Source organism: Anabaena azotica FACHB-119 (genome assembly GCF_014697625.1).
Classification (GTDB): Bacteria; Cyanobacteriota; Cyanobacteriia; order Cyanobacteriales; family Nostocaceae; genus Trichormus; species Trichormus azoticus_A.
The window spans coordinates 105,112-130,301 of record NZ_JACJSG010000007.1 but is presented as its reverse complement, the minus strand read 5'-3'; the positions used below and the strand labels follow the sequence as shown (position 1 = coordinate 130,301).

Genomic DNA, 25,190 nt, shown 5'->3' with positions numbered 1-25,190 from the left:
AATTTTTCAAATAGTAGTCAGTAGTCAGAATTTAAAATTAAAGTTGTGTAAAACTATTGGCAGGCTAGATTTTCTTACTTTATCCCTCACAAGAAAAGCAGAGTTAAGAATTTTTAGCTTTTCCCTCTCCAGCTTTTGGTATATTCATACCAAATCCTGAATACTTGATATTGTTTGGCGGGAGTCTCACAAATAAACAAGGCTCAAACTAATTAGTTACTACCATGCCATCTGGTTCTTCTGGTCGTTATCAAAGCAGATTTTTCAACTTTGTCAACCAGCAATCTCGGCGGTTGACGCAGCGTTGGGAGACTACCTTCCGCAATTTACAAGTTGCTACTAAGTGGGGTGTGTCAGCATTACTTTATCCTGTGTATCTATTTTGGCAATCAACTGATTCATCGGTGAAAAAGCTATACACCAAGGAACCACCAACTAGGCGACTTTTACAGCCTGATGATATGTCATCAGCATCCCTCACTACTGATAGACCTATTTTGCGCGTGATAGAGTCAGTCCAGTATTTACCAGATGCAGAAATAGTTGCCTCCTCAACAAAATCGATATTATTCCCTAGTTTGGAGTTATTCAGGTCTAAATTTTTTCCCCGTCGCATAACTCAACAGAAAATTTCTCAATCCTTAACCATTCCCAACAAAACTTTAGAAACAGATACTATCAGCCGTAATCTACCAATGGTGATAGGTGTGGCTTCAAATGTGGTAAATCGTCAGTTGGTACTTGTTAGCATTGAGAATCAAATTTTAGATATTTTGACACCTCAGCAGCAAGCAAAATTAACAGAACGAATTATTACTGAAATTGGGGAATATTGGCAAGAGCAGCAGTTAATTGCATCTGAACAGCAAGCGCAGTTATTACCAGAAATTAATCGCATATTAGCGAAGCTGACAGGGGAAAACAGCGATACAGCAGCAACAGGTGTCTTCAACAAGCTGAGGATATTTAATTTGCTAGATGTGGCGATCGCTCAGTTGGAAGAAACTGCTATAGTACCAGCAAAGCAACGCAGTTTAGAAATAGTGCGAGTTGCTCAAGCTCAATTGAACATTTTTCTTTATGGTAAAGAACAGCTAAACTCTAGAAAAGAAATAGTAGGTAATTCCCAGAGTTTGGCAAATCAAAAACCCAATATTTCTGCATTGATGGAAGCAGCTATAAATTACTTTTTTGGTATACCCAAAAATAAATTACTAGAGTCTGGTTTTTCTCAACAAGATTTACCTGATATTACCTATCATTCACAGCATGAATATTTCACAGATGACCCTTGGCTAGATTGGCAAGATTTGTATGGTGATGCTGGAAATGAGCCTAAAAAATTCATGCAGTCATCGGCAATTAAATCTAGTCTTTATCCTGGTCAATCAACTGGTAATAAAAACCAGATTGAAACTCAACAAAAAGCAGCATCTAATTTAGGGAAGAAGCAGAAACAAACATCTAAAAAGCAAGCCCTCGCTTATACATCACAACAAACTTCCTCCGAAAACCAAGCAGAAGTTAAACCAGACTGGATAGATACGACAGCAACTGTACTAGGTTATGAAAAACATCTAGTAGAATACATCCTTGAAGGGTTAGATTATATTATTCTCTGGGTTGAACAAATTTTGGTGAATATCTTTTACTTTTTGCAAGGTCTGTTGCGAGGGAAATAGGAAGGTGCTAGTCATAGCATATTTTGGGTAAATGAGGTACAAGGGTAAAACCCAAAACCTTGTAGAGACGTTACATGTCAATCTCTACAGTATTTCACGAATAGCGAAACTGCTGTAATTTTTTCAAGGTATTAATAGAGACACTCAGTTAAATATAAGTTTGTAGTAAGGACTTTAGTCCTTTCAAACCCAACAATAGAGCGATAAATAGCTGACTACGAACAACAACTCATTTTATATTTAATTATGTCTACCTACTTACCACAAAATATGGTTAAGAAAATTTCGCAGTGGCTTTGTTCCGGGAGGTTCTTGATAATCTGTGGGTAACAAAGCCTGCATTGCAGCCTGCAATTTTTCTAATGCGATATCTACTTGTTTGCGGTTTGGTCTGGTGGTTTGGTCAAAATATAATGGTTCACCAACGCGGAGGGTCAATTCTTTGCGCCAATACAGGTCGTGAGTACCAATTAAGGCTATGGGTATGATGGGTACGCCAGCGCGTAAGGCGTAAATTACAGTTCCTCGTTTCAGGGGGAGATGTAACTGACCTTCAGTATTTCCTAGCCGTCCTTCGGGAAAGAGAATCATTCCGTCCCCTTGGGCTAAAATTCCTAAAACAATGCGGTCTATTTGTCGCAGTGTGGGTATATCTCCCCCGGTGGGGACTGTTTCCTCAATAGCTTGGGCTAATTGTGCAAGGTCTTGTCTTCCAGCTTTGGCTGCTTGAATGACGGCTACTTCTTCTTTCCAGATCCTAGCTAAAGGTATCACGCCTCCAGCAAAACCCAAGATGAAACGTTTCCACCACTTATTGTAGAGGGTGCGGGCATCGCCGACGATATAGTAGTGGGGTTGAGTGGGTATTTCCGCCAGCAGTAATAAGGGGTCGAGGTGGTGGAGATGGTTAGCTGCTAGAATTGCAGGTGTTTGTGGGATTTTTTCGATATTTTCGACCTGTACCCGAAAGATAGCATGAATGAGCGATCGCAACACAAAACGCCGTATCCTTGCATTTACCCTTGGTTCAATTTGCCCTTCATCCCTAGCTTCTAACCCAGCCAGCGTTTTCGCAATTATCTCACGTACCGCGCGATCGCCAGCCGCCGCCACGCCCTCACGCACCCGCTTAATACCTGCATCTGTTATGGTAATTCTGTCTGGCTCGTTGCTAGATATCACTTCGTTATATTAGTAAAAACACATTTGATATCATGTCCGCTTAAACACTTATCATATTGCGGGAATTGGTAATTGGTAATGGTAGAAGACAATTACCAATCAAGCTCAACCTATTACCGACTAAACCAACCATATCGTAAGTAATTAACCGGAATTGATATGATGAGCTAATAATTATTTAAATTGTATAGACTGAATAAGGAAAATATCTACTTAATCTGTATTTCTTAATTTTGGTTTATTTCTTAAGTTGTAACTTAGTTTAATTATTATGACTAAACATAACGAAAGTGTATTTAAAAGTGTCGATGGGCTGGAACTTTATTATCAAAATTGGTATCCAGAAGGCGAAGTAAAAGGAATTTTAGTAATTGTACATGGGCTAGGAGGACACAGCGACAAATATGGTAATATGGTAGACTATCTACTAAGCAAACAATATGCGATTTATGGCTTAGACTTGCGCGGACATGGGCGATCGCCTGGTCAGCGTGGGCATATCAATTCCTGGTCAGAGTTTCGCGGAGATTTAGCTGCTTTTGTCGAGTTAATTCAAAACCAACAACCGGGATGTCCAATTTTTGTCTTAGGACATAGCTTAGGTGCGGTGGTTGTCTGCGACTACGTTTTACGCCAGCCCAAAGAAGCCGCCAAATTGCAAGGTGCGATCGCATTTGCACCAGCTATCGGTAAAGTCGGCGTGTCCAAATTCCGGGTATTTTTAGGAAATCTCCTTTCACAAATCTGGCCGCGTTTTTCCTTAAGCACAGGACTGAACCTAAGTGCAGCTTCACGAGATGAGAAAGTTCTCGCCGCCTACACCCAAGATACCCTGCGTCATAGTCTTGGTAGCGCCCGTTTAGCTACAGAATATTTTACCACAGTCGCCTGGATTCATAATCATGCGTCGCAATGGCAAATACCACTCTTGATTCTTCACGGTAGCGCCGATACAATCGCTTTACCCGAAGGCGGAGAAAGATTTTACCAAAATGTAGCTTTTGCAGATAAATTACGCATCGAATACCCTGGAGCCTATCATGACCTACAAGCAGACCTCAACTATCAACAGGTGCTAGCAGATTTAGAAAATTGGTTGGATCAACACCTACCGCCTCAATAACTTAAGTAAGCGGTCGAAAATAAATCAAACTATGTTAAGTAATGTAAAGTTATCATAATTGGGTTCGTAGTAAGGACTTTAGTCCTTGTTTGAGGACTAAAGTCCTCACTACCAACCTTGATTTATCGAAAATTTGGGTTGAAAACCCCGTCCTTATAGGACGGCTTTTGGTAGAATATGGTTGTGGAAGGGTAATCAACCACTGAAAAAACCCTATTGCTGCCTAATACGCAGAAGCTGAACCTTGACAAATGAATCTTGCTGGTTCTACTTCGTAGTTCTAGTATCACCTGGAAGTAGGTAAAAGATTTACAGGTACTAGACGAACAGCATTGTACAGAAGCGATTAATCGCGTCTCTACCAAACAAATATTGCACACTGTGCAACTATGGTCGGGCAGACCAAAAGTTAACGCTTGGGGAGAGAACCACCTCTGGCACAAGATACCGCAAGGAATCGGGCGCTAAGTGGACTCATTGAACCAAGAATCCCCTGCCTTTTTAAGCAAGTGAGCGAAAGCGAAACTTGGTTAGGCAGGGGAGTGTCAATTAGTCCTTGTTTGAGGACTGAAGTCCTCACTACCAACCTTGATTTATTTAGTCCCTACTCATGCCTGAGAACTCCTATACCAGCTTTGCTTTCGATGTAATCTGCTAAACTGATAAAATCCTCACGAGGATAACATCGTCCACCAATCAGATCAAACGCTAATCTACTACCAGGATTAACTGGATTTTCCAGCACATGAATACCCCAATAATAAAGTAGGTCACTTGACCTAATACATACTTCTTCTGGGTCTATGCAATGAAATTTATTATCTGTTTTACTAATTTCTTGATAGGCAGCAGAGTACACTTCTTTCAGCAGTCTTAAACGCCTAATTCCTGGGTCTTTAAAGTTATTAATCAAGACAAACAAATCAGCATCCTGATTGATTTCGCGTATTTCTCTGACTGTTTCTTGAATGACTTTACCGTGTTTATTAATTCCCAGTGGGTTAAGAGTAGTGGGAATAATACAATAGTTTAATCGCTTGATTAGTTCTTTGGAATTACGTTCTAATGCGGGTGAACAATCACAAATTACAATCTGACAATCACGGGCGCTATCTTCATGCCAATCATCTGCTTTAAATACTTGTACACTAGTTCCCACACCTTTAGGATTAGGGACATAAACCCCATCCCCTACTAACTTTTGTAGGTTTTCCTCTGGATCTAAATCTACAAGTGCTACATTAAATCCTTGCAGTGCTAACGCTCCTGCTAAATGGGCTGCTATTGTTGTTTTACCAACTCCGCCTTTACAAGTAAACACTCCAAAATAAATCTTTTCTAGGGGAAGTGGAGGTGGAGGATCAATAATTCCACCATTTACCCAGACTAACTTATTCTCTTCAGCGATCGCACAACCAATTTTAGTATCTTTACCCCATGTTCTAATTAAAGCTAATGCTGGGCCTCCAAAACCTTTTGTAGTTATAAATAAACCAAAATTAAACTTTTTACCTGCTTCAGAATCCAAAAAATCAGCAAATTTTAAAAGCTGTGGTGCATTGACATTATTTTTTAGCCATTTTACCTGCACAGCTACCACAAGTTTGTCTTTTCTAGCAATTAAATCATAACCCGGTTGGTTGACCTTGGCAGTTTCAACTGTCCAACCTGCTCTGGTAATTAGTTTGGCTACGTGCTGTTCAAAGTGGGTAAAATCTTGAATAAACTGTGGCTCTAAAGTTGATGGCATAAACAACTTTGAATATTTTGGTAGAATTTAGCTGCTTAGTATAGTATGGAACCAGTAAATATGTCACGAGAGGAATTACCATAAGTGATATAAGTTACTTGTAACAGAATCTATTGAATATTTGTGCGTAAGAAAAATTATCTCGCAAATATAAAATTGCCTAAAATTTTTATCAATTTTTTTAGCCTCGTTTAAGTCGCCACGCCACTACTGACATCTTGCACCTCCCTTGTGGAAGCTAGTGGCGATGCACTCCCCACCCTACGAAATCTCCCCTCTCCTCGTAGGAGAGGGGTTGGGGGAGAGGTCAAAACAACGCTGGTCGAACTCACGTCGAATTACATTCGCCACTACCTTTAGACTTGGAAAACAGCCCCTAGCCGCTATCACAGGTTTATTTTTTCATATCTTCCGGTCGCCAGATATACCAGTTATACCAGTGACGCACAGCCAACCAGATAGCAGACATTAAACCTGCAATGCTCAAAGTCAGTCCACTATATGGTACTAATAACCCCAAAACTGGCAATACTCCGCCAGCGATGGTACAGATAATGGCGGCGAGAGAAGCACTGCGAGTTGCACCCAAACCCCAGGTTAAGGTGAGTAACACCAGGGAAATCATTGTCCATGCTAACTGTGCATCCATGAAGCGGCTGAGGTAGGTTAAAGTTAATAGACAGGCAAAGTAGATGCTACTAGCGATCGCTACATTTTTTAAACTCATTGGCACAGATAAATATAGCAGCAATATCCACCACAAAAATAAGGCTGGTGCTAATAATAATAAACGGGGAATAATGCCTGTTTTCTGAATGGGATTTGTATTCGTAAATACCCCAAACGGGTTTTTTACCGAAACGTTATCATCAAATATCCAAGTATATTGAGTACTGCGTCCATCAACTTTCGTTTCTTTTGGGACAACGCCACTAGCAAAATCTGCGCCAGCAAAGTTAGCAATTGTTGTTAAGCGAAAGTTGGATAGTAATTGTCCAGCGCTATTATAAACCCAGCGTGGCCCCCCTTGCGCCTGATAGGTAACGCGCAAGTTTGTTTCTTGTCCTGGTTCTAGGCGGAAGGCAAAGCTATAATTTCCTGGGTTAACTGGTTCTAACCTTGTGCGATCAGCTACGCTGGGCGGAACGCCATCGCCTCCGGCGGGGCGTAGCCCATCGCGCTCTACTTTATAATTAGACAATAAGGAATAACCATTGGGTGGCGGTGCTTCAAAAAAGAAGTTATTGATATCTTTGAGGCGGTTTACTACCTTGTAATCAGCAGTGTAATCTACGCGATAAACTGCACTACGTCCTTGCACATCTGTAGTTTGTTCCAAGTTTACCTGAATTTGCGACCCCGCTAATGAGAGAAAGCGGTTTACTTGTTGCGTATCGTTGACTTTGATAATTTTACCGTTAACTTGAGTGGTATAACTATAAGGTTCTTGAGTCAGATAACGCACTTGTGGCGCAATTTGTTCTAATTTATCACCAGCCACACTTTGAGCGACTTGAGTGACTTTTGCTTGTTCCCAATGGTGATAACGATTGCTTAAAGTAGAAGAGAGAAAAAATCCTACAACTAGTAAAATTAATACTAAAATTAAATGTTGCAATCCTTGTAAGATTTGGGAGTAACGAATAGCCCAATCACCAATAAAGATAGTTTGTTGTGATTGATTGTGTCGGAATGCGAAACTCACCAGAGCGATCGCTACTCCCAAAGCTATGACTAAAAATACTAATAATAGAGAAGCTGTAATTAATTGAGAACCAAGTTCTATTAGCTGTGTTGGATGCGTTAAATCAGGCAAGCCTGGAATGCCCTGACTAGTAGAAGACATTGTTGGTTTTTCATATAATTTGAATAATCAGACTGATAAAAGCTAGCAAAAGTTTCAACAGAAAAATCCCCAATTTCTTGGATAAATTGGGGACTACAGCTATAAAAAATAATTAATTCTTGTTGCGATTAGTTGCTACTTGGCAAACAATTTCCATAGAAGCCGCATCAGCAGTTTTTGGCTTGGGGAAAAGTTCCTGTTCGGTTCTATCTTCTTGGGTTAACTCCCCATTGGAGGCATAAACGGATAGTTTTTTAGAATATAATCTGTTTTGATTACAGTCTGCATAAAGCCTTCTCTCAGCTATGCCGTCACCTTGTTTCTGCACAAGAGTGTAATTACTACCTTCTATAGATGATAAATCCAAAGCAATGGGAAAACCACCACTATCAGCACCTACTTGCACATAAAAATTGCTATTCTTCGTTTCAGCGATCGCATTCTCTCCACTGTAGGCGATCGCTATTCCACTAAATGACAATGAGGTAATTATCGCCCAATTGCTAACTCGTTTTAATAACATCTAATATAAATTGAATAACGATATTTTCTTTGTATTCATAAAAATCGTTTTTTGGCACGGTGAAATTACGGTAATTTGTTACATTGCCAATTCCGTAATTTCCACAGAGTTTAGTATTTTTCACAATAAAAAACTTGATGTTTCTTGAATATAGCAGTCGAAGCATAAGTTAGGACATCATACAATTTTAAAACCTTTAATTTCAAAGGCTTTCAGCCCTGTCACCTGTCCCCTATAACCTGTCCCCTGCTATATTTTGCAAGAGGGTTCATCTGCAAATAAAAAACCGTAGCGGGAACACTACGGTTAATATGAGTGGACTACTGAACTCTAACCTTTGCAAAAACCTTATGTCTTGCAAATTCAGCTCTTTACCTATCTGTAATCTCTTTGAAAATATAGTGTAGCTGTTATAAATGGATTCGTCATTACTGAATTAGGTAATTGATTATGGTGAAATTTTTATCTAATTTCTCTGTAATTTGTGTGTATATAATATAGGAAATGAATTTAAAAAGTTTATTTCTACATAATATTGCTGATTTTTTTCAATCATGAAAATACATTTCATCGTAAAATTATTCAGATATAAGTTAAAAGTAATACAACTTAATTATTAAAAAATTCAGTAGGTAACAAAATTCAACGCTTTGATTACAAGATAGTGGCTTGTCTAGACTAAAATGTTGGAATAAGTTTCTTCTCTAACCTCTGTGCCTCTGTGGTTTATTAAATAAACGTGAGTTCGACCAGCGTTGTTTTGACCTCACCCCCAACCCCTCTCTCTTGAAAAGTTCTGATCGCCGGAAGCCGGCGCTCAGACTTTTCGCTCCTACGAGGAGAGGGAGGTTGGGAGGGAGAGGTTCATTGAACTCACGTTAATTACTATTCACCTTGACAGGGCTAGCAGTGCAGCGTCCTACAGATACTATCAGTCTGCAAATAGAAGTGATAGGATTTACATTATCTAGGTCTTCCCAGGGTTGTGATATAAATCACCGCTTCATCAGCAGGAATTCCGAGAACATCGTTTACATGATCATCGAAGAAGCCGCCAATACCACTGACACCTAAATTCAGTTGAATTGCTGCTAAATTCAAGCGCTGTCCTAAATGTCCAGCATCCATGTGCAAATAACGATAAACGCGATCGCCATATTGAGCGATCGCCGATTTTAAATCAGATGTATGGAAAATTACTGCGGCGGCATCTCTGCCAAGTTCCTGTCCTAGACAAAGAAAATGTAACTCCCGGCGAAAATTCTTAAACCTAATTTGTCTTAATTCTTGGGCTTTGGGTGCGTAATAGTAGCAACCAGCCTCCAGTCCTTTGACTCCACAGACAGCAATAAAAGTTTCGATTAAATTTAGGTCAAAATAATCTGGGGAAGTATCTAAATTTTGGTCAATATAATTTTGTGGTTGATAAGTGAAATCGAGTAAAGCCTTGAGTTCATCAAGAGTTAGTTCTTCACCATTATAAGCACGGGTAGAGCGACGCTTGTGCATGGTGATTTCCAAGTCTGTCAGCTTTTCTCCCCATTGTATAGGTGTAGTGGCGGTAGGAATTTTCAGACAGAAGGGAAAATTATATTTGTCTTCTAAAGATTTTTCTTGTTTAACAGTTGGTAAATTTAGTTTGCCAGTGATACTTGGCGAAATTTGGGTATGGCGATGAAAGTATTTCAACAATTCACCATCAGGAATTTGTGGGTAAGTAGTTTCTGTGGCTGAGGGTAGGGCTGTACATCCTCGTGGTAAATTTTGCTGAATATCTAACAAGTCTGCCAAGGGTAAGACAGCGATCGCACCTTCCTGTAGCGGATCAATATATAGTAAATCATTGACCGCTTCATCAACAAAACCACCAATTAAGTGAGGACGATAATCGGCGATCGCACCTGCTAACTCAATATTACCTAACAGATGTCCCGTATCCAAACAAATGCGGCGATAAGCCCGGTCTTCATAACGCCAAGCCGAACGATAAAAAACAGCCGTGACAATAATAGCTAATTGGGTATTATCTAAAGCCGGATGCCAGAAACAAGCCTCTTGTAAACTTTGCCAAACATCACTTTCCCAATAGTGCATTAAAGAATGAGTCCGGCATTGGTAATTATACAGCCCTGGTGGTAATAGCGGCGTACCACGGGAAACTAAATACACTTCCGCCGGATACAACCCCCCCGCGCTGGGTGCAGCACGTAAATATACCGTATTTCCCATAGAAGGCATTCTCGCAGTCAACCCATAACTCCGAAACAACAACCGCGACAGCCTTTTCCACCATTGACCATTGGCATCATTAACAAATGCCTCTGGTGCTTCTTGCAAGTAGGGTTTAAGGTCAATAGCAGCACCGATTTTATACTCCTTAAACGGCACTGGTTGTTTAGCCCAATCTAACCTCTGACTTTTAGAAGCAAGGGTCTCAGGGTCATATTTAGTACGTTCGTGATAATGTTGAGCAATAGACTGGTATATTTCTGGCATAGTACTTTCAATACCCTTATGACATCCTCATTTTGATCTTGGCATTCATCAGTCCTATTGTTTAGTGTTAATTGGTACATTCCGTAACATTACGATTGTACAGGGGATTGGGGATTGGGAACTGTTGACCAATGACCAATGACCAATGACCAATGACCAATGACTAATGACTAACTAAACGATTACGCCGCCAACGGTAGAAGGCATAAGCACCACCAGCTAAGACTACAAAGTAAGGACTGTAAACCATTAACCATATACCCAGTTTGAGTAAACCGACGGTAAAATTGCCCAAGGATTGGGTAGAATTATTCCAAGTTTCTTGGATTTGCGAACTTACACCACGTTGAGGACTGGAACTAGATACCGCAGCTTCTAGCTTGAGGGTAATAGTTGAGTAGGCGACTTGATTTTGTAGGTTTTTCAATTGAGCATCAATTTGCTCTATAGATTGTCTAACATTGCTGAGTTCCTGGGCAACACTCAGTATATCCCTGACCGAACCTGCCCGATCCATAATTTTTTGTAAACTAGCTTCAGTTTTACGTAAGTTGGTTAACCTGGCTTGGAAATCCACCAATTGATCACCAACATCTTCTGCTGTGATATTACGGTTTTCTACAGTACCTAATTTCGCTAATTCTTCTAGGGTAGATTCTAGTAGATTTTGTGGTACTCTTAACTGGATTGATGCCGTATGGCGAGAGTTTTCTTTTGTAGGTTGTTGTTCATTTAAACTGATTAAGTCTCCCTGCTGGCGATTAATAATTTGTGTAACATTATCAATACTTTTATCAACTGAGTTGACAATTACCGTCATCGCCGCTTTTTTAATGAGTTGCGGACGGGAACGAGGAACTTGTGGTGCAGCATCAGCCTTCTGGTTGAAATTAGCAACAGCCCCAGGTGCAGGTACAGGTGCGGATGCTAACTCTTGATTTGCAGACGGAGGTACAGACGCGCAACTCGTGAAAATCACTCCCCCCAGTAGCGCACTGATAAATAAACTAGATTTAGCTGTTAATTTACTAGGCTTTTGCATAATCTAACCCCCGATAGTTGCAATTTACCCCCAGTATTACCCAAGCAAAACCTAAACCTGGGACTGTTGCAATTTATGTAACGTCTGGTTCAGTTGACAGTGGACAGTTGACAGTGGTCAGTTGACAGTGATCAGTTGACAGTTGACAGTTGACAGTGGTCAGTTGACTATGGACTATGGACTATGGACTATGGACTATTGACTATTGACTATTGACTATTGACCAATGACCAATAACCAATCCTTCCCAATATGTACTAAAATCAATGACTTGAGTCACTAAGAGAGCAATCATGGCATCCATCCGCGAGTTGCACGAACAGCTAGTTAAAAAAGAACGTTCTGCCGTTGAAATTACCCAAGAAACTTTAGACCGTATTCAAAATCTAGAGCCGAAACTGCATAGTTTCTTACATATCACGGCACAGCAGGCTTTAGAACAGGCTCGTGCTGTGGATGCCAAAATAGCCGCAGGCGAGAAAATTGGGCTGTTGGCGGGGATTCCTATCGGCGTTAAGGATAATCTATGTACTAAGGGTATCCCTACCACTTGCGCCTCGAAGATTTTGGAAAATTTTGTGCCGCCTTACGAGTCAACTGTGACACAAAAGCTACTGGATGCAGGGGCGGTATTGGTTGGTAAAACCAATCTAGATGAGTTTGCAATGGGTGGTTCTACGGAAACCTCTGCTTATCACATTACGGCGAATCCTTGGGATCTGTCGAGAGTTCCTGGTGGTTCTTCAGGTGGTTCAGCTGCGGCTGTGGCGGCGGACGAATGTGTGGTGGCGCTGGGTTCTGATACTGGTGGTTCTATTCGTCAACCTGCTTCTTATTGTGGTGTGGTGGGACTAAAACCTACCTACGGGTTAGTTTCACGCTATGGTTTGGTGGCTTTTGCTTCATCTTTGGATCAAATTGGCCCCTTTGGACGGTCGGTCGAAGATGCTGCGATATTATTAAAGGCGATCGCAGGTTACGATGCTAAAGATTCCACCAGTCTGAAAGTAGATATCCCTGACTACGTAGCTAGCTTAAAACCAGACCTCAAAGCTAGAGGTAAACTCAGAATTGGCGTTATCAAAGAAACTTTTGGTGAAGGTTTAGACTCTGTTGTGGAACAAGCCGTCACTAAAGCCATTGACCAGTTACAAAATCTAGGCGCGGAAATTCATATAATTTCCTGTCCTAACTTCCGCTATGGTTTACCTAGCTACTACATCATCGCCCCCTCAGAAGCCTCAGCTAACCTAGCCCGTTACGATGGCGTAAAATACGGTTGGCGTGCGCCGGAAGCAGATAATCTACTTTCCATGTACACACGTACCCGCGCCACTGGTTTTGGTGCAGAAGTTAAACGGCGCATCATGATCGGAACTTACGCTCTTTCTGCTGGTTATTATGATGCTTACTATCTCAAAGCCCAAAAAGTGCGTACATTAATTAAGCAAGACTTTGATAATGCGTTTAAAAGTGTTGACCTGTTAGTTTCTCCCACCGCACCCACCACCGCATTCAAAGCAGGAGAAAAAACGGCTGACCCCATCAGTATGTACTTGAATGACCTGATGACTATTCCCGTCAACTTAGCAGGTTTACCCGGTATCAGCGTCCCCTGCGGTTTTGATGACCAAGGATTACCAATTGGCTTACAATTAATTGGCAAAGTCTTACGAGAAGACCAATTATTGCAAGTAGCTTACGCTTACGAACAGTCTACTAGTTGGCATTTAAGTCAGCCGAAAATTTCTTAATGGTAATTGGTAATTGGTAATTGGTCAACAGTAAACAATGAAAGTTGTGAACTAATGACCAATGACCAATGACTATTGACTATTGACTAGAGGTATATGTCACCTCTTTCACAAGTCCTGTCGCGCCTAAGATTTGTGCGGGTTTATCGTTGACGGAAATTAACACAGCGCCAGCGTTACCGGAACGTACAGTTAACTGTTTTTTTGCTGTCCAAGTTTTGCGATCGCCTTTGCTTAATTTACCGATAAACGCTGTCTTACCATCGGCTTTCACTTGCAACCATGAATTACCTTCCAATTGTAAGGTAACTGCTACAGGCGCATGAGGATTATTTTCCGCGCTGGTTGTGGCTGTGGGACTGTTTACGGCTGCGGTTGTAGGTGATGGGGTGGAATTTTGGGAGTTGCTGACGGTTGAGTTTGTTGTTGCTGGAGGTGTGACGGTAAGCGGCGAAGGGTCAACTTGAATTGGTGCGGTAGCTGCTGAGTTTTGTTTGGCGAAAGATTGAGTGATGAGTTTGGGATTGAGGGCATAAACAAGTGCGATCGCTGCACCTGCTATGAATAAAATTAAAGGGACAAACAGAGGAATCCTGATATTCGGTCTTTTGTTTATATATTCAGTTTCCTGATGACGAAATTCTTGAATAACAGGTACATTAGTATTAAAACTTTTAGCTAAAGCCTGTCCATCCAAACCTAAGATATCTGCATAACGACGGATAAATCCTTGGACATAAACAGGTTCAGGTAATTCAGAAAAGTTACCTGCGTCTAAGGCTTGGAGGAAATATAGTCTAATGTTGGTTTTAGCGGCTACTTCTTCTATACGTATACCTTTTTCTTGTCTTACTTGTAGTAAATATTTACTTATTTCTTCAAGTTGTTGTTCTTGAGCCTCATTTAATAGGTTCACTCTCTTCTCCTAGAATAAGCTAATTTTTACTATTTCCCAGTGAGACTACTTGGATATAGTAAGTATTATTACTAAATTCATGAATAAATTTGTGTAGTCAGTCCAATTTTAATCGTAAATTCCGATCCCAGAATATTAAACTCTATTGCTAACTAGAGAATTATTTTGCTCAATATTTGTCAAACCTAACTAAACAGACCCTCAGAGATTGGTTTGAGATGCGAGAGAATACCTACAGCTAGAATTATAGAGGTTTGCCCCAAGACCAATGATATTCGGGCAAACAGGCGGCGCTCTTAGAAGATGAAACAGCCATGCCTTGGCATGGCGACAATAAAGAAATTTCCTCCACTACCCCTGCGCTCCAAAGCAATTGGATATTTTTTTAGTTGGAAGTCCCTTTCACGGCATCTGGAAAACCTCTTTCCTAACTGCAATGGTAGTGTAAATAAGGAAACGGTGTTATCAATTTACTCATGACGGCTACTGTTCTTTTAGAAAACGTTTACAAGCTTTACAACAACGTCCCTGTAGTTAATGACTTGTCGTTCAACATTGAAGCAGGAGAAATATTCGCTCTCCTTGGCCCCAACGGCGCAGGTAAGTCTACCACAATTCGGATGCTGACTACACTGACAAAACCATCCCAAGGGCGGATGGAGGTTGCTGGTTATGATGTGGTGCGTCAACCCATGTTAGCAAAGCGGAATATTGGCGTTGTTTTGCAACAAATTAGCGTCGATGGCGATTTAAGCGTCTGGGAAAATATGGAACTACATGGCAGGTTACATCACATCGCTAACCCAGAACGACAGCGATTAATTAATCAATGGCTAGAATATGTCGAACTTGTAGATAGACGCGATAGTTTGGTAAAAACTTTGTCTGGGGGAATGAAACGACGACTACAAATAGCTAGAGCTTTATTACATCAACCACAAATTTTGTTTTTAGATGAACCCACAGTGGGGCTAGATCCGCAAACTCGCCGCCGCCTGTGGGAAATTATTCGGGATTTAAATAAACAAGGGATGACGATGTTATTAACAACTCATTACATGGATGAGGTGGAGTTTTTATGTGATGCTTTTGGCTCTGCTAAACCAGGACGTATTGGTATTATGGATGCTGGTAAGTTAATTTCTTTAGGAACTTTAAAGCAACTGCGTTCTGTTCACGGCGAGGGTTTAGTAACGAAACAGTTGAGTGTTACCGAACCAGGTAACGATAGTTCACGAGGTTGGGAATATTTATTTTTCCCTACTTTGGAAGAGGCAAACAATTATTTAAATCAACAGCCAAATAAAACTGGTATGATGGTACGTCCCTCTAACTTGGAAGATATTTTTGTCGAATTAACAGGAAGGCAGTTAAATTAACTCAACCTAGCAGTTGCCAGATAAATTAAGACATACAGGAATCATAAAAGCCTGAAAAAACGGCTTTTAAACCTGTCCCCTGTCACCTATCCCCTATCCCCTACTATAACTGTTGAAGCATCGCCTCAACTCTAGCTACACCGCCTGTATCATTGCGTCTTTGGTACAAGTCACGGGCTTTTTGCAGCAGGTTACTTGCTTGTTTATTTTGCCGACGCTGTTTATACATTTGGCCCATAAACTCGTAAGTCTGGGCATTGTTTTTATCAAGCTTAATTGCTTGTGCAAATGCCCAACTAGCTGCTTGGTAGTCTCCCATACGAGATTGAGTGACACCTAAACCTATATAAGCGCTAACGTTGTTGCGGTTGATTTGAATAGCACGGCGGTAAGCTTCTTTTGCGCCCTTTGTGTCGCCCATATTGCCTTTGATGTAGCCTACAGCATAGAAAAAATCACTATTATTTGGGTTAATGGCGATCGCCCGACGGTATGATGCTAGTGCTGCGGGAAAATTTCCTTGTTGGGCGTATAAATACCCAATTCCTGAATGAATTTTCGCATTTTTCGGTGCTAAAGCGGCCGCTTGTTGATAAACTGCGATCGCCCCGTTATAATCACCAGCATCCACCAGCCGCTTACCATCTTCTAACAATCGTTTTAATTCTGCATTGTTAGCTTGCGCCACCAAAACCTGAGCTTGCGCTACTGAGGGTATAGCAGTAACACATCCCAGTAAAAGCACACCCAACACGAATGATATACGTTTGTACACAGTAAATTTCCTGAACTTATAGTGAACTTTTTTCTTGTTCATTAAAACAAAAAATTTGCTTTTTGAAAACTGTGGTTATCTCTTTTTATAAAATATTAATAATCAGTAAATACCACAATTCCGTTCAACACAGAAAAACTAGAGTTTCTACTTAAACACATAAGAGAAATAAGTCCGCATTCTTAACTTTAGACTTTATATCTCAAACATTTTTCTGCTAGCTAAAATCCATCAAACATTTAAATTTTCACCTATATTAAACCCTCTTTTGTATATTTGCTGTAAATTACCCACAGAGAAGCGTAGTAAAGGCGGGAAAACTCCTAACTAACACATTTTATAACCCTTATATAGCAAGGCTTTTAGCTAAAAAAGAAAAATGTGTTTGTTTTATTCGTTGCGAGGGAGTTTAATACTTTTGACTTTTGACTTTTGACTTCCCCCTTGTGGGGCGCTTATATAGCAATAGCCAAGACAGTTAGGACATGAGGAAATGAAAAAACTTAGACAGCAAAAGACTTTTAACTCTGTAACCTGTAACCTGTAACCTCTCCCCTGCTATATCTTGCACCAGCCTCTTATTGATAAAATAACGGGCTGAAAAGCTGATGATTTCGTAGAGTGGGGAGTGCAGGGAGCCACGTATTTATTGAGAAGGTGCAAGATGTGAGCCTCCCACGGGCGCGGTTAACGCTCCCGCAAAATATGAAAGAAACACAACTATTCCCTATTTTCTGTCACCTGTCACCTGTCACCTGTGTTTCTTGAGAGCGAAAGGCTTTGATTTCCCCCATCCCTCACGGAAAGAGGGGCTATGGGGTGAGGTTAGGCGTAAGCTTTTCCATATGACGTGAAAAGTCATACCAAAACTAACTTGATAGAGTAGAAATAACCCTAATTAGTAAGTCATTTATAAGGATGAGTTATGATTTTAACTACAACTGACGTGATTCAAGGTGCTGTAATTGATTCATACTTAGGTATTGTGACCGCAGAAGTTGTTTATGGTAGTAATTTCCTCAGAGATTTCTTCGCTAGTATTCGAGATGTTATCGGTGGACGTACTGCTAGCTATGAACGTCTGTTTGAAGAGGGACAACGTAAAGCAATAGAAGAATTACAGCAACGCGCCCAGCGTTTGGGAGCCAATGCTGTTATTGGCATTGAAATTGACACTGGCACTATTAATGTTGATCAGTCAGGCGTTCTCATGTTAATTACTGCCACAGGTACTGCTGTGCGAGTACGTTAGGATGTTCATTTCATCAGAACTTACGCTAAAGACACTTGGGGTAGGGTGCGTCAGATGTAAAAAATCTTTGAATTTGTACGAAATTATTGTCGCTGACGCACCCTACAGTTAGTTTGACTGCTGTGCGAGTACGTTAGTATGCTCATTTAATTTACCCAGATTGGTGGACATTATTTTAATAAAAAGTGATGGGTATTTTTGTGTTCAAACTTACCCATCAACTAAAAAAATATTTAATTTATAAACTTATTAACAAATTAATCAATATGATTTGATTATTTTTTCTAAAAAAAATAGATATTTTTTTGGTTAAATAAAATCTAATTATTAGGAAATTAATATATTTATTCTTACCCCAGATAGAGTATATAACTCTTTCTGGTGATAGATATTAAAAAGCATAAATAACCATTTAATTTTAACGTAAGGATAAACATAACTAACCTAATTAACTTTGCTACAAAAGTTAAAGTAACAAGGAGTAAATACGCTAATGTCATACGCAAATCGAGTAGGCGACGATGTGATTCAGCCTGAATCTACGGTAGTGGGAAGAGTCGGTGATTACCATGACCGTGTTCGTTGGGGGCCAATTATTTCTGGTGTGTTAGTTGCTTTAGCTACTCAATTAATTTTGAGCGCCTTATTTGCTGCAATTGGTGCTGGCACAGTTGCAGGCTCAGGCGCACCCAGAAGCATTACACCTGGTGTTGCTAACAACGTAGGATTGTGGTCAACCATTGGGTTATTAATTTCCCTATTTACTGGCGGTTGGGTAACAGCTCGCGCCTGTGGCCCAATGAACCGGAATACAGCATTACTCAATGGTGCAATTCTTTGGGCAACAACCTTAGCCCTTAGCTCTTGGCTATTAGCTAGTGGTGTATCTGGTGCGTTTGGTATTGCTGCTTCCAACGCTGGAGATGTGATCAACCAAGCACAACAACAAGGTGCTACTTTACCTCAAAACGTACCCAATGTAGACGCTCAACAAGCTCGTGAGATTGCTTCGGCAACTTCTAGAGGTTTGTGGTGGTTTGTATTTGGTTCTTTATTAGGTTTAATCGCTTCAATGATAGGTGCTGCTGCTGGCGTTCGTAGCCCTCGTAGTAATCAGCATTACAACGCTTAATAAATATAGGAATCCGATTTGATTTCTAAAAAAATCTCAGTATTTGTAGGGTGGGCATTGCCCACCAAAAAGATGATATGGTGGGCAATGCCCACTCTACGTATCTTTCAAAAATCAAGTATGAATCCTATACAAGCTTGAAACTGATTTTTAAAAGCACCTAGTAAAAGGTGCTTTTAAATTAGTAAATATTCAAAAAGGAAAAAGTGGTCGCAAATGTGAAAATGACAAGTAATTCATAGCTTTTTTTAATAGTAGCTTCACTCTGACCCTTGATTTTGTATTCGATGCTGATAGAGTTAAAACGTGAAGAAGGCGCTACTGGGTTACTGTTTTTTTGCTGTACCATTGTTGCTGCTTCAATATTTTATGTGAGCGAATATAAAGACTTGGGTTGAATTTGCATCACTAGGGCTTACACTCAGACAAAAATATGATTAGGTGTAACCCTAACAGCTATGGCAAAGGCATCTTATTTTGAGAATACTCGTCGAGCAAAATTTCTAGCATTGTTGAGATGTTCAACTATCAATTGAAACCAATGCACGGCTTGGACTACAAAATTTAGATGCGTTTGTCCTAAATAAAACCCAAATCTCAGAGATGAATTGACCAATTTCTGGTCGCTTGAGCTGAAAAAGTTTGTTATAGCAGGGAACAGGAAACAAGAAACAGCACCGAAACGCTTTTTAAATAAAGGCTTTAGATTAGTTAATGTTCTAATCTATTAGGCAAACTACTATAACTGCTATTTTTACTCAAATGATTAATCATCTGAATCAAAGATAATCACAATTACCAATCAATATCAACTAATTCACATTTCTCTTATAAAAAAAGAATATATGTTTACAATTTCAGGTACTTTCAGATAAAAAAATATTCAAAATGTAAGGTGCGCTACTTACGAGAAACCCAGACTATAGCAAGAAAATATTCATAAGTAGCGCCACCTAATAAAAATCAAGTTGGATAATTTATTGTTTGGTGTTACCTGATGTGGCAAGCGTATTAAATTAGCGGAAGCATCACAACAGTCTTCCCCTAAAAAAGCAATATCTGCAATGCACAAGTAGCAAGCCCAGTGTGGGTATGCTCAAATTTTACCACTTTAAATATGATGCCTCTATGCCTTGTTCTCTTCTAATTCTGCCGTCTTTCTCAAACCAATCGATAACTTGTTGGGTTGTCAAATCTTCTATGGCAACACCATAATCTTGAGCAATGTGTTTCAATAGTTTTAGTGAAGAAATCGTTAGTCTTGTTAAGAATTTTTCGGGGGAGGATAGAAGGGCAGCATCGACTTTAGCTGATTCTTCTAAGGTGAGGAATTGAGTTGAGGGTTGCTGTGATGGTAAATCCATATTTTATCCAGGTTAGAGACTATAAGTACCTTATCATTGTTTTATTGGTGGGCAGTGCAGCGCCCTACAAATACTTAAATTTTTCCAAAATAAAATCAAGTTTCTCTAACTAATAACTATTTTTATTATTGGTGTGTAAAGGTAATGAAATAGCTTATTGGTAAAACCATTTACCAATCGGTTGGGATTCCTGCACTAAACTTAGTTGGAAAGTAAATTTATGTGTGAGATGCTTGTTTGCGCGATCGCACTAAATAACCGCAACGATGTTCGCCGTTGATCAGCCAGTGGGTACGTTCGACTAGACAGTCTGGAAGCACAGCCGCAAACATTTCCAGTTCATGTCCGCAGACGCTGGGAAATGATTCCGCAACGTTGGAAATTGCACAGTTATGTTCCATGAAGATAAATCTTTCATCCTCTGACTCGTTAGGGGAATCTACAGGGTGATATTCTGCCATGAAACCTTCAGCTTTTCGCAGTTCGACTAAGTTAGCTACTCTTTCTCGCAGCGCACCGTTACCGACGCGATCGCGGTATTCTTGGGCTTTGCGTTCCCACTGTTTTTGTAAAATTGTCTTGAATTGGTCATGTCCCACGGTTTCGGCGATGGTATCCAATAAGGATACGGCAAAATCACCGTGGCGATCGCTTGTTGTTTTATTTATCCGTTCTCGCCCTTGGCGGCTTAATTGATAAACGTGTTGTGGTCGCCCCATCCCCGCTTGCGTTGTATTACTATATACAACTAACTCCTCCGCCTCCAAATCCTTAAGATGACGACGAATGGCTTGGGGAGTGACTTCCAAAGCACTAGCTAAGTCCAGTGCTGTTGCCTGTGAGTGTTTCAGAAGATACTCTAAAATCTCTTGTTTTGTTGAAACCTGCTGAGTAGTCGCCATCTTCTTCTAAAAATTTTTTTGAGAAAATTTGACTTTGACAACATTGTTGTTGTTAATCTAGCTTAAAATGAAGATACATTAAACAACATCTATGTTGTTTTACTCTCCAACCCCATTCTAACAGCCGTGACACCACTCAGTCATACGAGATGAGAATCGGCAAGAACACAGCCCGTCTCCATCCCTAGAGAGATTCAGAACCGAACACGAGAGAACACTACCGATGAGTGCCACTGTAAAAACCTTAGTCAACCAACCCTACAAGTACGGCTTTGTCACCGACATTGAAGCCGACACTATCCCGCGTGGACTGAATGAGGATGTCGTCCGCCTAATCTCCGCCAAGAAGAACGAACCGGAGTTTATGCTGGAGTTTCGCCTCAGAGCGTTTCGCCAGTGGCAAAAAATGACAGAGCCAACTTGGCCTAGCGTCAAGTATCCGCCCATAAACTATCAGGATATCATTTATTATTCTGCGCCTAAACAAAAGAAAGAAAAACTCAACAGTTTAGAGGAAGTTGATCCCACCCTGCTGGAAACCTTCGAGAAGTTGGGTATTTCTCTATCTGAACAGAAGCGTTTGGCAAACGTCGCCGTAGATGCGATTTTCGATAGCGTATCTGTTGCTACCACCTTCAAAGAAAAGCTCGCCAAAGACGGCGTAATCTTCTGTTCCATTTCCGAAGCCTTGCGGGAACATCCAGAACTGGTAAAAAAATATCTGGGTAGCGTCGTTCCCATCGCTGACAACTATTTCGCCGCCCTCAACTCGGCGGTATTTAGTGATGGTTCCTTCGTCTACATTCCCAAGGGTGTGAAATGTCCAATGGAATTGTCTACCTACTTCCGCATCAACTCCGGCGATACAGGACAATTTGAGCGGACTTTGATTGTAGCTGAAGAAGGTAGCTATGTTTCCTACCTGGAAGGTTGTACTGCGCCCATGTACGACAGCAACCAGTTACACGCGGCTGTAGTGGAACTCGTCGCCCTGGATAATGCGGAGATTAAATATTCCACCGTGCAGAACTGGTATGCAGGAGATGCGAATGGTAAAGGTGGAATTTACAACTTCGTCACCAAGCGCGGTTTGTGCAAAGGTGTCAACTCGAAGATTTCTTGGACACAAGTCGAAACTGGTTCCGCCATTACTTGGAAGTATCCCAGTTGCGTCTTAGTTGGGGATAACTCCGTGGGTGAATTTTACTCGGTGGCGCTAACTAACAATATGCAGCAAGCCGACACCGGGACAAAGATGATTCATATTGGTAAAAATACCCGTAGTACGATTATATCTAAAGGTATCTCTGCTGGTCAATCTAGTAATAGTTACCGGGGTTTGGTGAAGATTAACCCCACCGCCGAAGGCGCAAGGAACTATTCGCAGTGCGACTCGATGTTAATTGGCGATAATGCTCACGCTAATACTTTCCCTTATATTCAAGTGCAGAATAGCACGGGTAAGGTAGAGCATGAAGCTTCTACTTCTAAGATTGGGGAAGATCAGTTATTCTTCTTTGCTCAACGGGGTATTTCTTCAGAAGATGCTATTTCGATGATGATTAGCGGCTTCTGTAAGGATGTGTTTAATCAGCTACCGATGGAGTTTGCTGTCGAGGCTGATAAACTATTGAGCCTGAAATTAGAGGGTAGTGTGGGTTAGTGCCTTTTTAAACGCAGAGGGGCGCGGAGTTCGCGCAGCGAAAAGTTCTGTAGGAGGGTTTCCCTCCGTAGGAAACTTTTCAAGACAGAGGTTCGCAGAGAAGAGACAGGGCATTGCTGAATTAGAATATGAAACATCGAATTAGCCCTTATTTTTCTTTGTTACTTTGCGCCTTTGCGTGAGACAAATTCATATTTTCAATCAGCAACGCCAAAGAGAGAAGAGAGAGAGAACATGATTATTGAAAATAGTGAAATTGTGCTGTCAGTGAGAGATTTGACGGCTGAAGTTGATGGTACTCCTATTCTCAAGGGTGTGAATCTTGAGGTGCGTTATGGTGAAATCCATGCGATTATGGGGCCGAATGGTTCTGGGAAGAGTACTTTTTCTAAGGTGTTGGCGGGACATCCTGCTTATACTGTGACTGGTGGGGAGATAATTTTTCAAGGACAGAATTTGCTGGAGTTGGAACCAGAGGAACGGGCGAGGGCTGGTGTGTTTTTGGCTTTCCAGTATCCTTTGGAAATTCCTGGGGTAAGTAATTTAGATTTCTTGCGGGTGGCGTATAATTCTCGTCGCAAGGCGCAAGGGTTGGAAGAAATTGATACTTTTGATTTTGATGATTTGATTGAGGAAAAGTTGGATGTGGTGAAGATGAACCCGGCTTTCCTCAACCGGAGTGTGAATGAAGGGTTTTCTGGTGGTGAGAAGAAGCGCAATGAGATTCTGCAAATGGCGCTGCTAGAACCGAAGTTGGCAATTTTGGATGAGACTGACTCTGGTTTAGATATTGATGCGTTGAAAATTGTGGCTCATGGTGTGAATCAACTCACCAGCGCGGACAATGCCACAATTATGATTACTCACTACCAACGGTTACTCGATTATATTATCCCTGATTTTGTCCATGTGATGGCGCGGGGACAGATAATTAGAAGTGGTGGTAAGGAATTGGCGTTGGAATTAGAGTCTCGCGGTTATGACTGGCTGCTAGAAGAAACTGCTGTAGAGGTGGGTGTGTAATGACGATACAAGTTTCTCCTAGTGCAATTGCTAATTCAGAAGCGGTGAATTTGACATCGGCTTTGTTAGATAGGGATGCTTATCTGTTGGGTTTGTTAAATCAAGTAACAGTACCACCTACGGAAGGTTGGTTACAGGAAGTACGCGACAGCGCCAAAAATTGGGTACGTCATTCAGTTATTCCTACTACTCGTGAGGAGGAATGGCGGTTTACTGATTTATCTGAGTTGCGGAAGGTAGAATTTCAGGTTGGGAAAGTACAACCAGTTGATGTTTCCGCGCTGAGTTTGTCGGAAGCCGTTAATAGTCGTTTGGTGTTGGTGAATGGGGTATATGCGCCTGAGTTATCAGTAGTTGCAGATTTACCTAACGGTGTAGTTGTTGGTAATTTATCAACCTTACCCAGCACCGAGCAAGAGCTTGTACAAAAATATTTAGCACAATCTGAAGGTGCTTTAGAAGTATTCACCGCCTTGAATACGGCTGGTATTTCTGATGTGGCGGTGGTGTTGGTGGCGAAGAATGTCATCGTGGAAACACCAATACATCTATTATTTATCTCTGTGGCTGGTGAGAAGGCGACAATTTCCCAACCCCGCGCTTTGGTGGTGGCGGAAAGCGGTTCTCAGGTGAGTGTAATTGAAGAGTTTGTCACCCCAGCAGAGGGGGTTTACCTTACCAACGCGGTTACGGAAATTGCGATCGCCGACAATGCCCAAGTAGTTCACACTAGAGTTGAGAGGGAGAGTAAAGTCGCTTTCCATATCGGCAAAACTGCGGTAACTCAAGCCCGTTACAGCCGTTATACTTGTCACGCCCTCAGCTTGGGTGGAAAGATATCCCGCCATAATTTAGAGGTTTTGCAGACTGGCGAACAAACCGAAACCAGCCTCAACGGTTTGACAATGATAGCTGGTAATCAATTGGCGGATACTCACAGTGCGATCGCTCTCAATCATCCCTATGGTACAAGCAACCAACTGCATAAATGTATTGTAGGCGATCGCGCTCACGCAGTCTTCAACGGTAAAGTTTTCGTCCCCAAACCAGCACAGCTAACCAACGCCGCCCAGTTAAACCGGAACCTACTGCTATCATCCAAAGCCAGAGTAGACACCAAACCCCAACTAGAAATAACCGCCGATAACGTCAAATGCGCCCACGGTGCAACAGTCAGCCAGTTAGAAGACGATGAAATATTCTACCTGCAAAGCCGAGGCATTGACAGCAACGACGCACGCAAGTTACTAGTTAACGCCTTCGCCGCCGAAATTATCAACCAAATACCCATCCCCTCCTTGCGAGACAAACTCCTAAACACAGTCACCAGTTACAAGTCTCTAACCAATGACTAATGACTAATGACTAATGACTAATGACTAACAA

General features: G+C 41.2%; 19 protein-coding genes. 9 read left to right on the top strand and 10 right to left on the bottom strand.

What is annotated here, in order from left to right:
• Nucleotides 1-224 precede the first annotated feature (224 nt).
• Nucleotides 225-1,682 (top strand): hypothetical protein, encoded by a 1,458-nt coding sequence (locus H6G83_RS06790; protein WP_190468901.1) that lies wholly within the window; start codon nt 225-227, stop codon nt 1,680-1,682.
• A gap of 258 nt (nt 1,683-1,940) precedes the next feature.
• On the opposite strand, the gene H6G83_RS06785 is transcribed toward H6G83_RS06790, so the two are convergent.
• Nucleotides 1,941-2,864, bottom strand: a complete 924-nt coding sequence (locus tag H6G83_RS06785; protein WP_190468899.1) for a lysophospholipid acyltransferase family protein — start codon at nt 2,862-2,864, stop codon at nt 1,941-1,943.
• A 271-nt stretch (nt 2,865-3,135) separates the two neighbouring features.
• Between H6G83_RS06785 and H6G83_RS06780 the strand changes: the two genes are divergently transcribed.
• The gene (locus tag H6G83_RS06780) at nt 3,136-3,987 is read left to right on the top strand and encodes an alpha/beta hydrolase (protein ID WP_190468896.1); all 852 of its coding nucleotides are present in this window, start codon (nt 3,136-3,138) and stop codon (nt 3,985-3,987) included.
• A 604-nt stretch (nt 3,988-4,591) separates the two neighbouring features.
• Here the strand turns inward: H6G83_RS06780 and H6G83_RS06775 are convergent.
• From H6G83_RS06775 to H6G83_RS06755, 5 genes are all read right to left on the bottom strand, one after another.
• Complete coding sequence (locus H6G83_RS06775) at nt 4,592-5,737, bottom strand: nucleotide-binding protein (RefSeq protein ID WP_190468892.1); 1,146 nt, start codon at nt 5,735-5,737, stop codon at nt 4,592-4,594.
• A gap of 394 nt (nt 5,738-6,131) precedes the next feature.
• The gene (locus H6G83_RS06770) at nt 6,132-7,583 is read right to left on the bottom strand and encodes a hypothetical protein (protein ID WP_190468889.1); all 1,452 of its coding nucleotides are present in this window, start codon (nt 7,581-7,583) and stop codon (nt 6,132-6,134) included.
• Between the two features lie 112 nt (nt 7,584-7,695).
• Nucleotides 7,696-8,106: a hypothetical protein gene (locus H6G83_RS06765; protein ID WP_190468886.1), complete on the bottom strand. Its 411-nt coding sequence runs from the start codon at nt 8,104-8,106 to the stop codon at nt 7,696-7,698.
• 963 nt (nt 8,107-9,069) lie between these two features.
• Nucleotides 9,070-10,602 carry a SagB/ThcOx family dehydrogenase gene (locus tag H6G83_RS06760; RefSeq protein ID WP_190468883.1) on the bottom strand — a complete coding sequence of 511 codons (1,533 nt, stop codon included), beginning with the start codon at nt 10,600-10,602 and terminating at the stop codon, nt 9,070-9,072.
• A 163-nt stretch (nt 10,603-10,765) separates the two neighbouring features.
• Nucleotides 10,766-11,644, bottom strand: coding sequence for a DUF4349 domain-containing protein (locus H6G83_RS06755; protein WP_190468881.1), 879 nt, complete (start codon nt 11,642-11,644; stop codon nt 10,766-10,768).
• A gap of 293 nt (nt 11,645-11,937) precedes the next feature.
• On the opposite strand from H6G83_RS06755, the gene gatA reads away from it, so the two are divergent.
• Nucleotides 11,938-13,398 (top strand): Asp-tRNA(Asn)/Glu-tRNA(Gln) amidotransferase subunit GatA, encoded by a 1,461-nt coding sequence (gatA, locus tag H6G83_RS06750; protein ID WP_190468879.1) that lies wholly within the window; start codon nt 11,938-11,940, stop codon nt 13,396-13,398.
• Nucleotides 13,399-13,477: 79 nt separating this feature from the next.
• Here gatA and H6G83_RS06745 read toward each other — a convergent pair whose 3' ends face one another.
• Nucleotides 13,478-14,314 carry a RodZ domain-containing protein gene (locus H6G83_RS06745; RefSeq protein WP_190468876.1) on the bottom strand — a complete coding sequence of 279 codons (837 nt, stop codon included), beginning with the start codon at nt 14,312-14,314 and terminating at the stop codon, nt 13,478-13,480.
• Between the two features lie 476 nt (nt 14,315-14,790).
• Between H6G83_RS06745 and H6G83_RS06740 the strand changes: the two genes are divergently transcribed.
• Nucleotides 14,791-15,693, top strand: a complete 903-nt coding sequence (locus tag H6G83_RS06740; RefSeq protein ID WP_190468873.1) for an ABC transporter ATP-binding protein — start codon at nt 14,791-14,793, stop codon at nt 15,691-15,693.
• A 103-nt stretch (nt 15,694-15,796) separates the two neighbouring features.
• On the opposite strand, the gene H6G83_RS06735 is transcribed toward H6G83_RS06740, so the two are convergent.
• Nucleotides 15,797-16,468 carry a tetratricopeptide repeat protein gene (locus H6G83_RS06735; protein WP_190468871.1) on the bottom strand — a complete coding sequence of 224 codons (672 nt, stop codon included), beginning with the start codon at nt 16,466-16,468 and terminating at the stop codon, nt 15,797-15,799.
• A 925-nt stretch (nt 16,469-17,393) separates the two neighbouring features.
• Here H6G83_RS06735 and H6G83_RS06730 point away from each other — a divergent pair.
• Both H6G83_RS06730 and H6G83_RS06725 read left to right on the top strand, forming a co-directional pair.
• A complete protein-coding gene (locus H6G83_RS06730; protein WP_190468869.1) occupies nt 17,394-17,720 on the top strand; it encodes a YbjQ family protein in 327 nt (108 codons plus the stop codon).
• Nucleotides 17,721-18,213: 493 nt separating this feature from the next.
• Nucleotides 18,214-18,852, top strand: coding sequence for a hypothetical protein (locus H6G83_RS06725; RefSeq protein WP_190468867.1), 639 nt, complete (start codon nt 18,214-18,216; stop codon nt 18,850-18,852).
• Between the two features lie 1,103 nt (nt 18,853-19,955).
• Here the strand turns inward: H6G83_RS06725 and H6G83_RS06720 are convergent.
• Entirely contained in the window at nt 19,956-20,216 is a 261-nt protein-coding gene (locus H6G83_RS06720) for a hypothetical protein (RefSeq protein ID WP_190468862.1), read from the bottom strand.
• A gap of 218 nt (nt 20,217-20,434) precedes the next feature.
• Nucleotides 20,435-21,118 (bottom strand): iron-sulfur cluster biosynthesis transcriptional regulator SufR, encoded by a 684-nt coding sequence (sufR, locus tag H6G83_RS06715; protein WP_190468860.1) that lies wholly within the window; start codon nt 21,116-21,118, stop codon nt 20,435-20,437.
• 223 nt (nt 21,119-21,341) lie between these two features.
• Between sufR and sufB the strand changes: the two genes are divergently transcribed.
• The 3 genes from sufB (at nt 21,342) to sufD (ending at nt 25,159) form a co-directional block, all read left to right on the top strand.
• On the top strand, nt 21,342-22,781 hold the full coding sequence (sufB, locus tag H6G83_RS06710) for a Fe-S cluster assembly protein SufB (protein ID WP_190468856.1): 1,440 nt from the start codon (nt 21,342-21,344) through the stop codon (nt 22,779-22,781).
• A 234-nt stretch (nt 22,782-23,015) separates the two neighbouring features.
• A complete protein-coding gene (gene sufC, locus H6G83_RS06705) occupies nt 23,016-23,804 on the top strand; it encodes a Fe-S cluster assembly ATPase SufC (protein WP_190468853.1) in 789 nt (262 codons plus the stop codon).
• Nucleotides 23,804-25,159 (top strand): Fe-S cluster assembly protein SufD, encoded by a 1,356-nt coding sequence (sufD, locus tag H6G83_RS06700; RefSeq protein ID WP_190468851.1) that lies wholly within the window; start codon nt 23,804-23,806, stop codon nt 25,157-25,159. Before sufC ends, sufD begins: the two co-directional genes overlap by 1 nt.
• Nucleotides 25,160-25,190: the final 31 nt, after the last annotated feature.

What these genes read in the sequence shown, in the direction of transcription:
- H6G83_RS06790 (WP_190468901.1), top strand. Translation starts at nt 225, where the DNA reads ATGCCATCTGGTTCTTCTGGTCGTTATCAAAGCAGATTTTTCAACTTT.
- H6G83_RS06780 (WP_190468896.1), top strand. Translation starts at nt 3,136, where the DNA reads ATGACTAAACATAACGAAAGTGTATTTAAAAGTGTCGATGGGCTGGAA.
- H6G83_RS06775 (WP_190468892.1), bottom strand. Translation starts at nt 5,737, where the DNA reads ATGCCATCAACTTTAGAGCCACAGTTTATTCAAGATTTTACCCACTTT.
- H6G83_RS06770 (WP_190468889.1), bottom strand. Translation starts at nt 7,583, where the DNA reads ATGTCTTCTACTAGTCAGGGCATTCCAGGCTTGCCTGATTTAACGCAT.
- H6G83_RS06765 (WP_190468886.1), bottom strand. Translation starts at nt 8,106, where the DNA reads ATGTTATTAAAACGAGTTAGCAATTGGGCGATAATTACCTCATTGTCA.
- H6G83_RS06760 (WP_190468883.1), bottom strand. Translation starts at nt 10,602, where the DNA reads ATGCCAGAAATATACCAGTCTATTGCTCAACATTATCACGAACGTACT.
- H6G83_RS06755 (WP_190468881.1), bottom strand. Translation starts at nt 11,644, where the DNA reads ATGCAAAAGCCTAGTAAATTAACAGCTAAATCTAGTTTATTTATCAGT.
- gatA (WP_190468879.1), top strand. Translation starts at nt 11,938, where the DNA reads ATGGCATCCATCCGCGAGTTGCACGAACAGCTAGTTAAAAAAGAACGT.
- H6G83_RS06740 (WP_190468873.1), top strand. Translation starts at nt 14,791, where the DNA reads ATGACGGCTACTGTTCTTTTAGAAAACGTTTACAAGCTTTACAACAAC.
- H6G83_RS06730 (WP_190468869.1), top strand. Translation starts at nt 17,394, where the DNA reads ATGATTTTAACTACAACTGACGTGATTCAAGGTGCTGTAATTGATTCA.
- H6G83_RS06725 (WP_190468867.1), top strand. Translation starts at nt 18,214, where the DNA reads ATGTCATACGCAAATCGAGTAGGCGACGATGTGATTCAGCCTGAATCT.
- H6G83_RS06720 (WP_190468862.1), bottom strand. Translation starts at nt 20,216, where the DNA reads ATGGATTTACCATCACAGCAACCCTCAACTCAATTCCTCACCTTAGAA.
- sufR (WP_190468860.1), bottom strand. Translation starts at nt 21,118, where the DNA reads ATGGCGACTACTCAGCAGGTTTCAACAAAACAAGAGATTTTAGAGTAT.
- sufB (WP_190468856.1), top strand. Translation starts at nt 21,342, where the DNA reads ATGAGTGCCACTGTAAAAACCTTAGTCAACCAACCCTACAAGTACGGC.
- sufC (WP_190468853.1), top strand. Translation starts at nt 23,016, where the DNA reads ATGATTATTGAAAATAGTGAAATTGTGCTGTCAGTGAGAGATTTGACG.
- sufD (WP_190468851.1), top strand. Translation starts at nt 23,804, where the DNA reads ATGACGATACAAGTTTCTCCTAGTGCAATTGCTAATTCAGAAGCGGTG.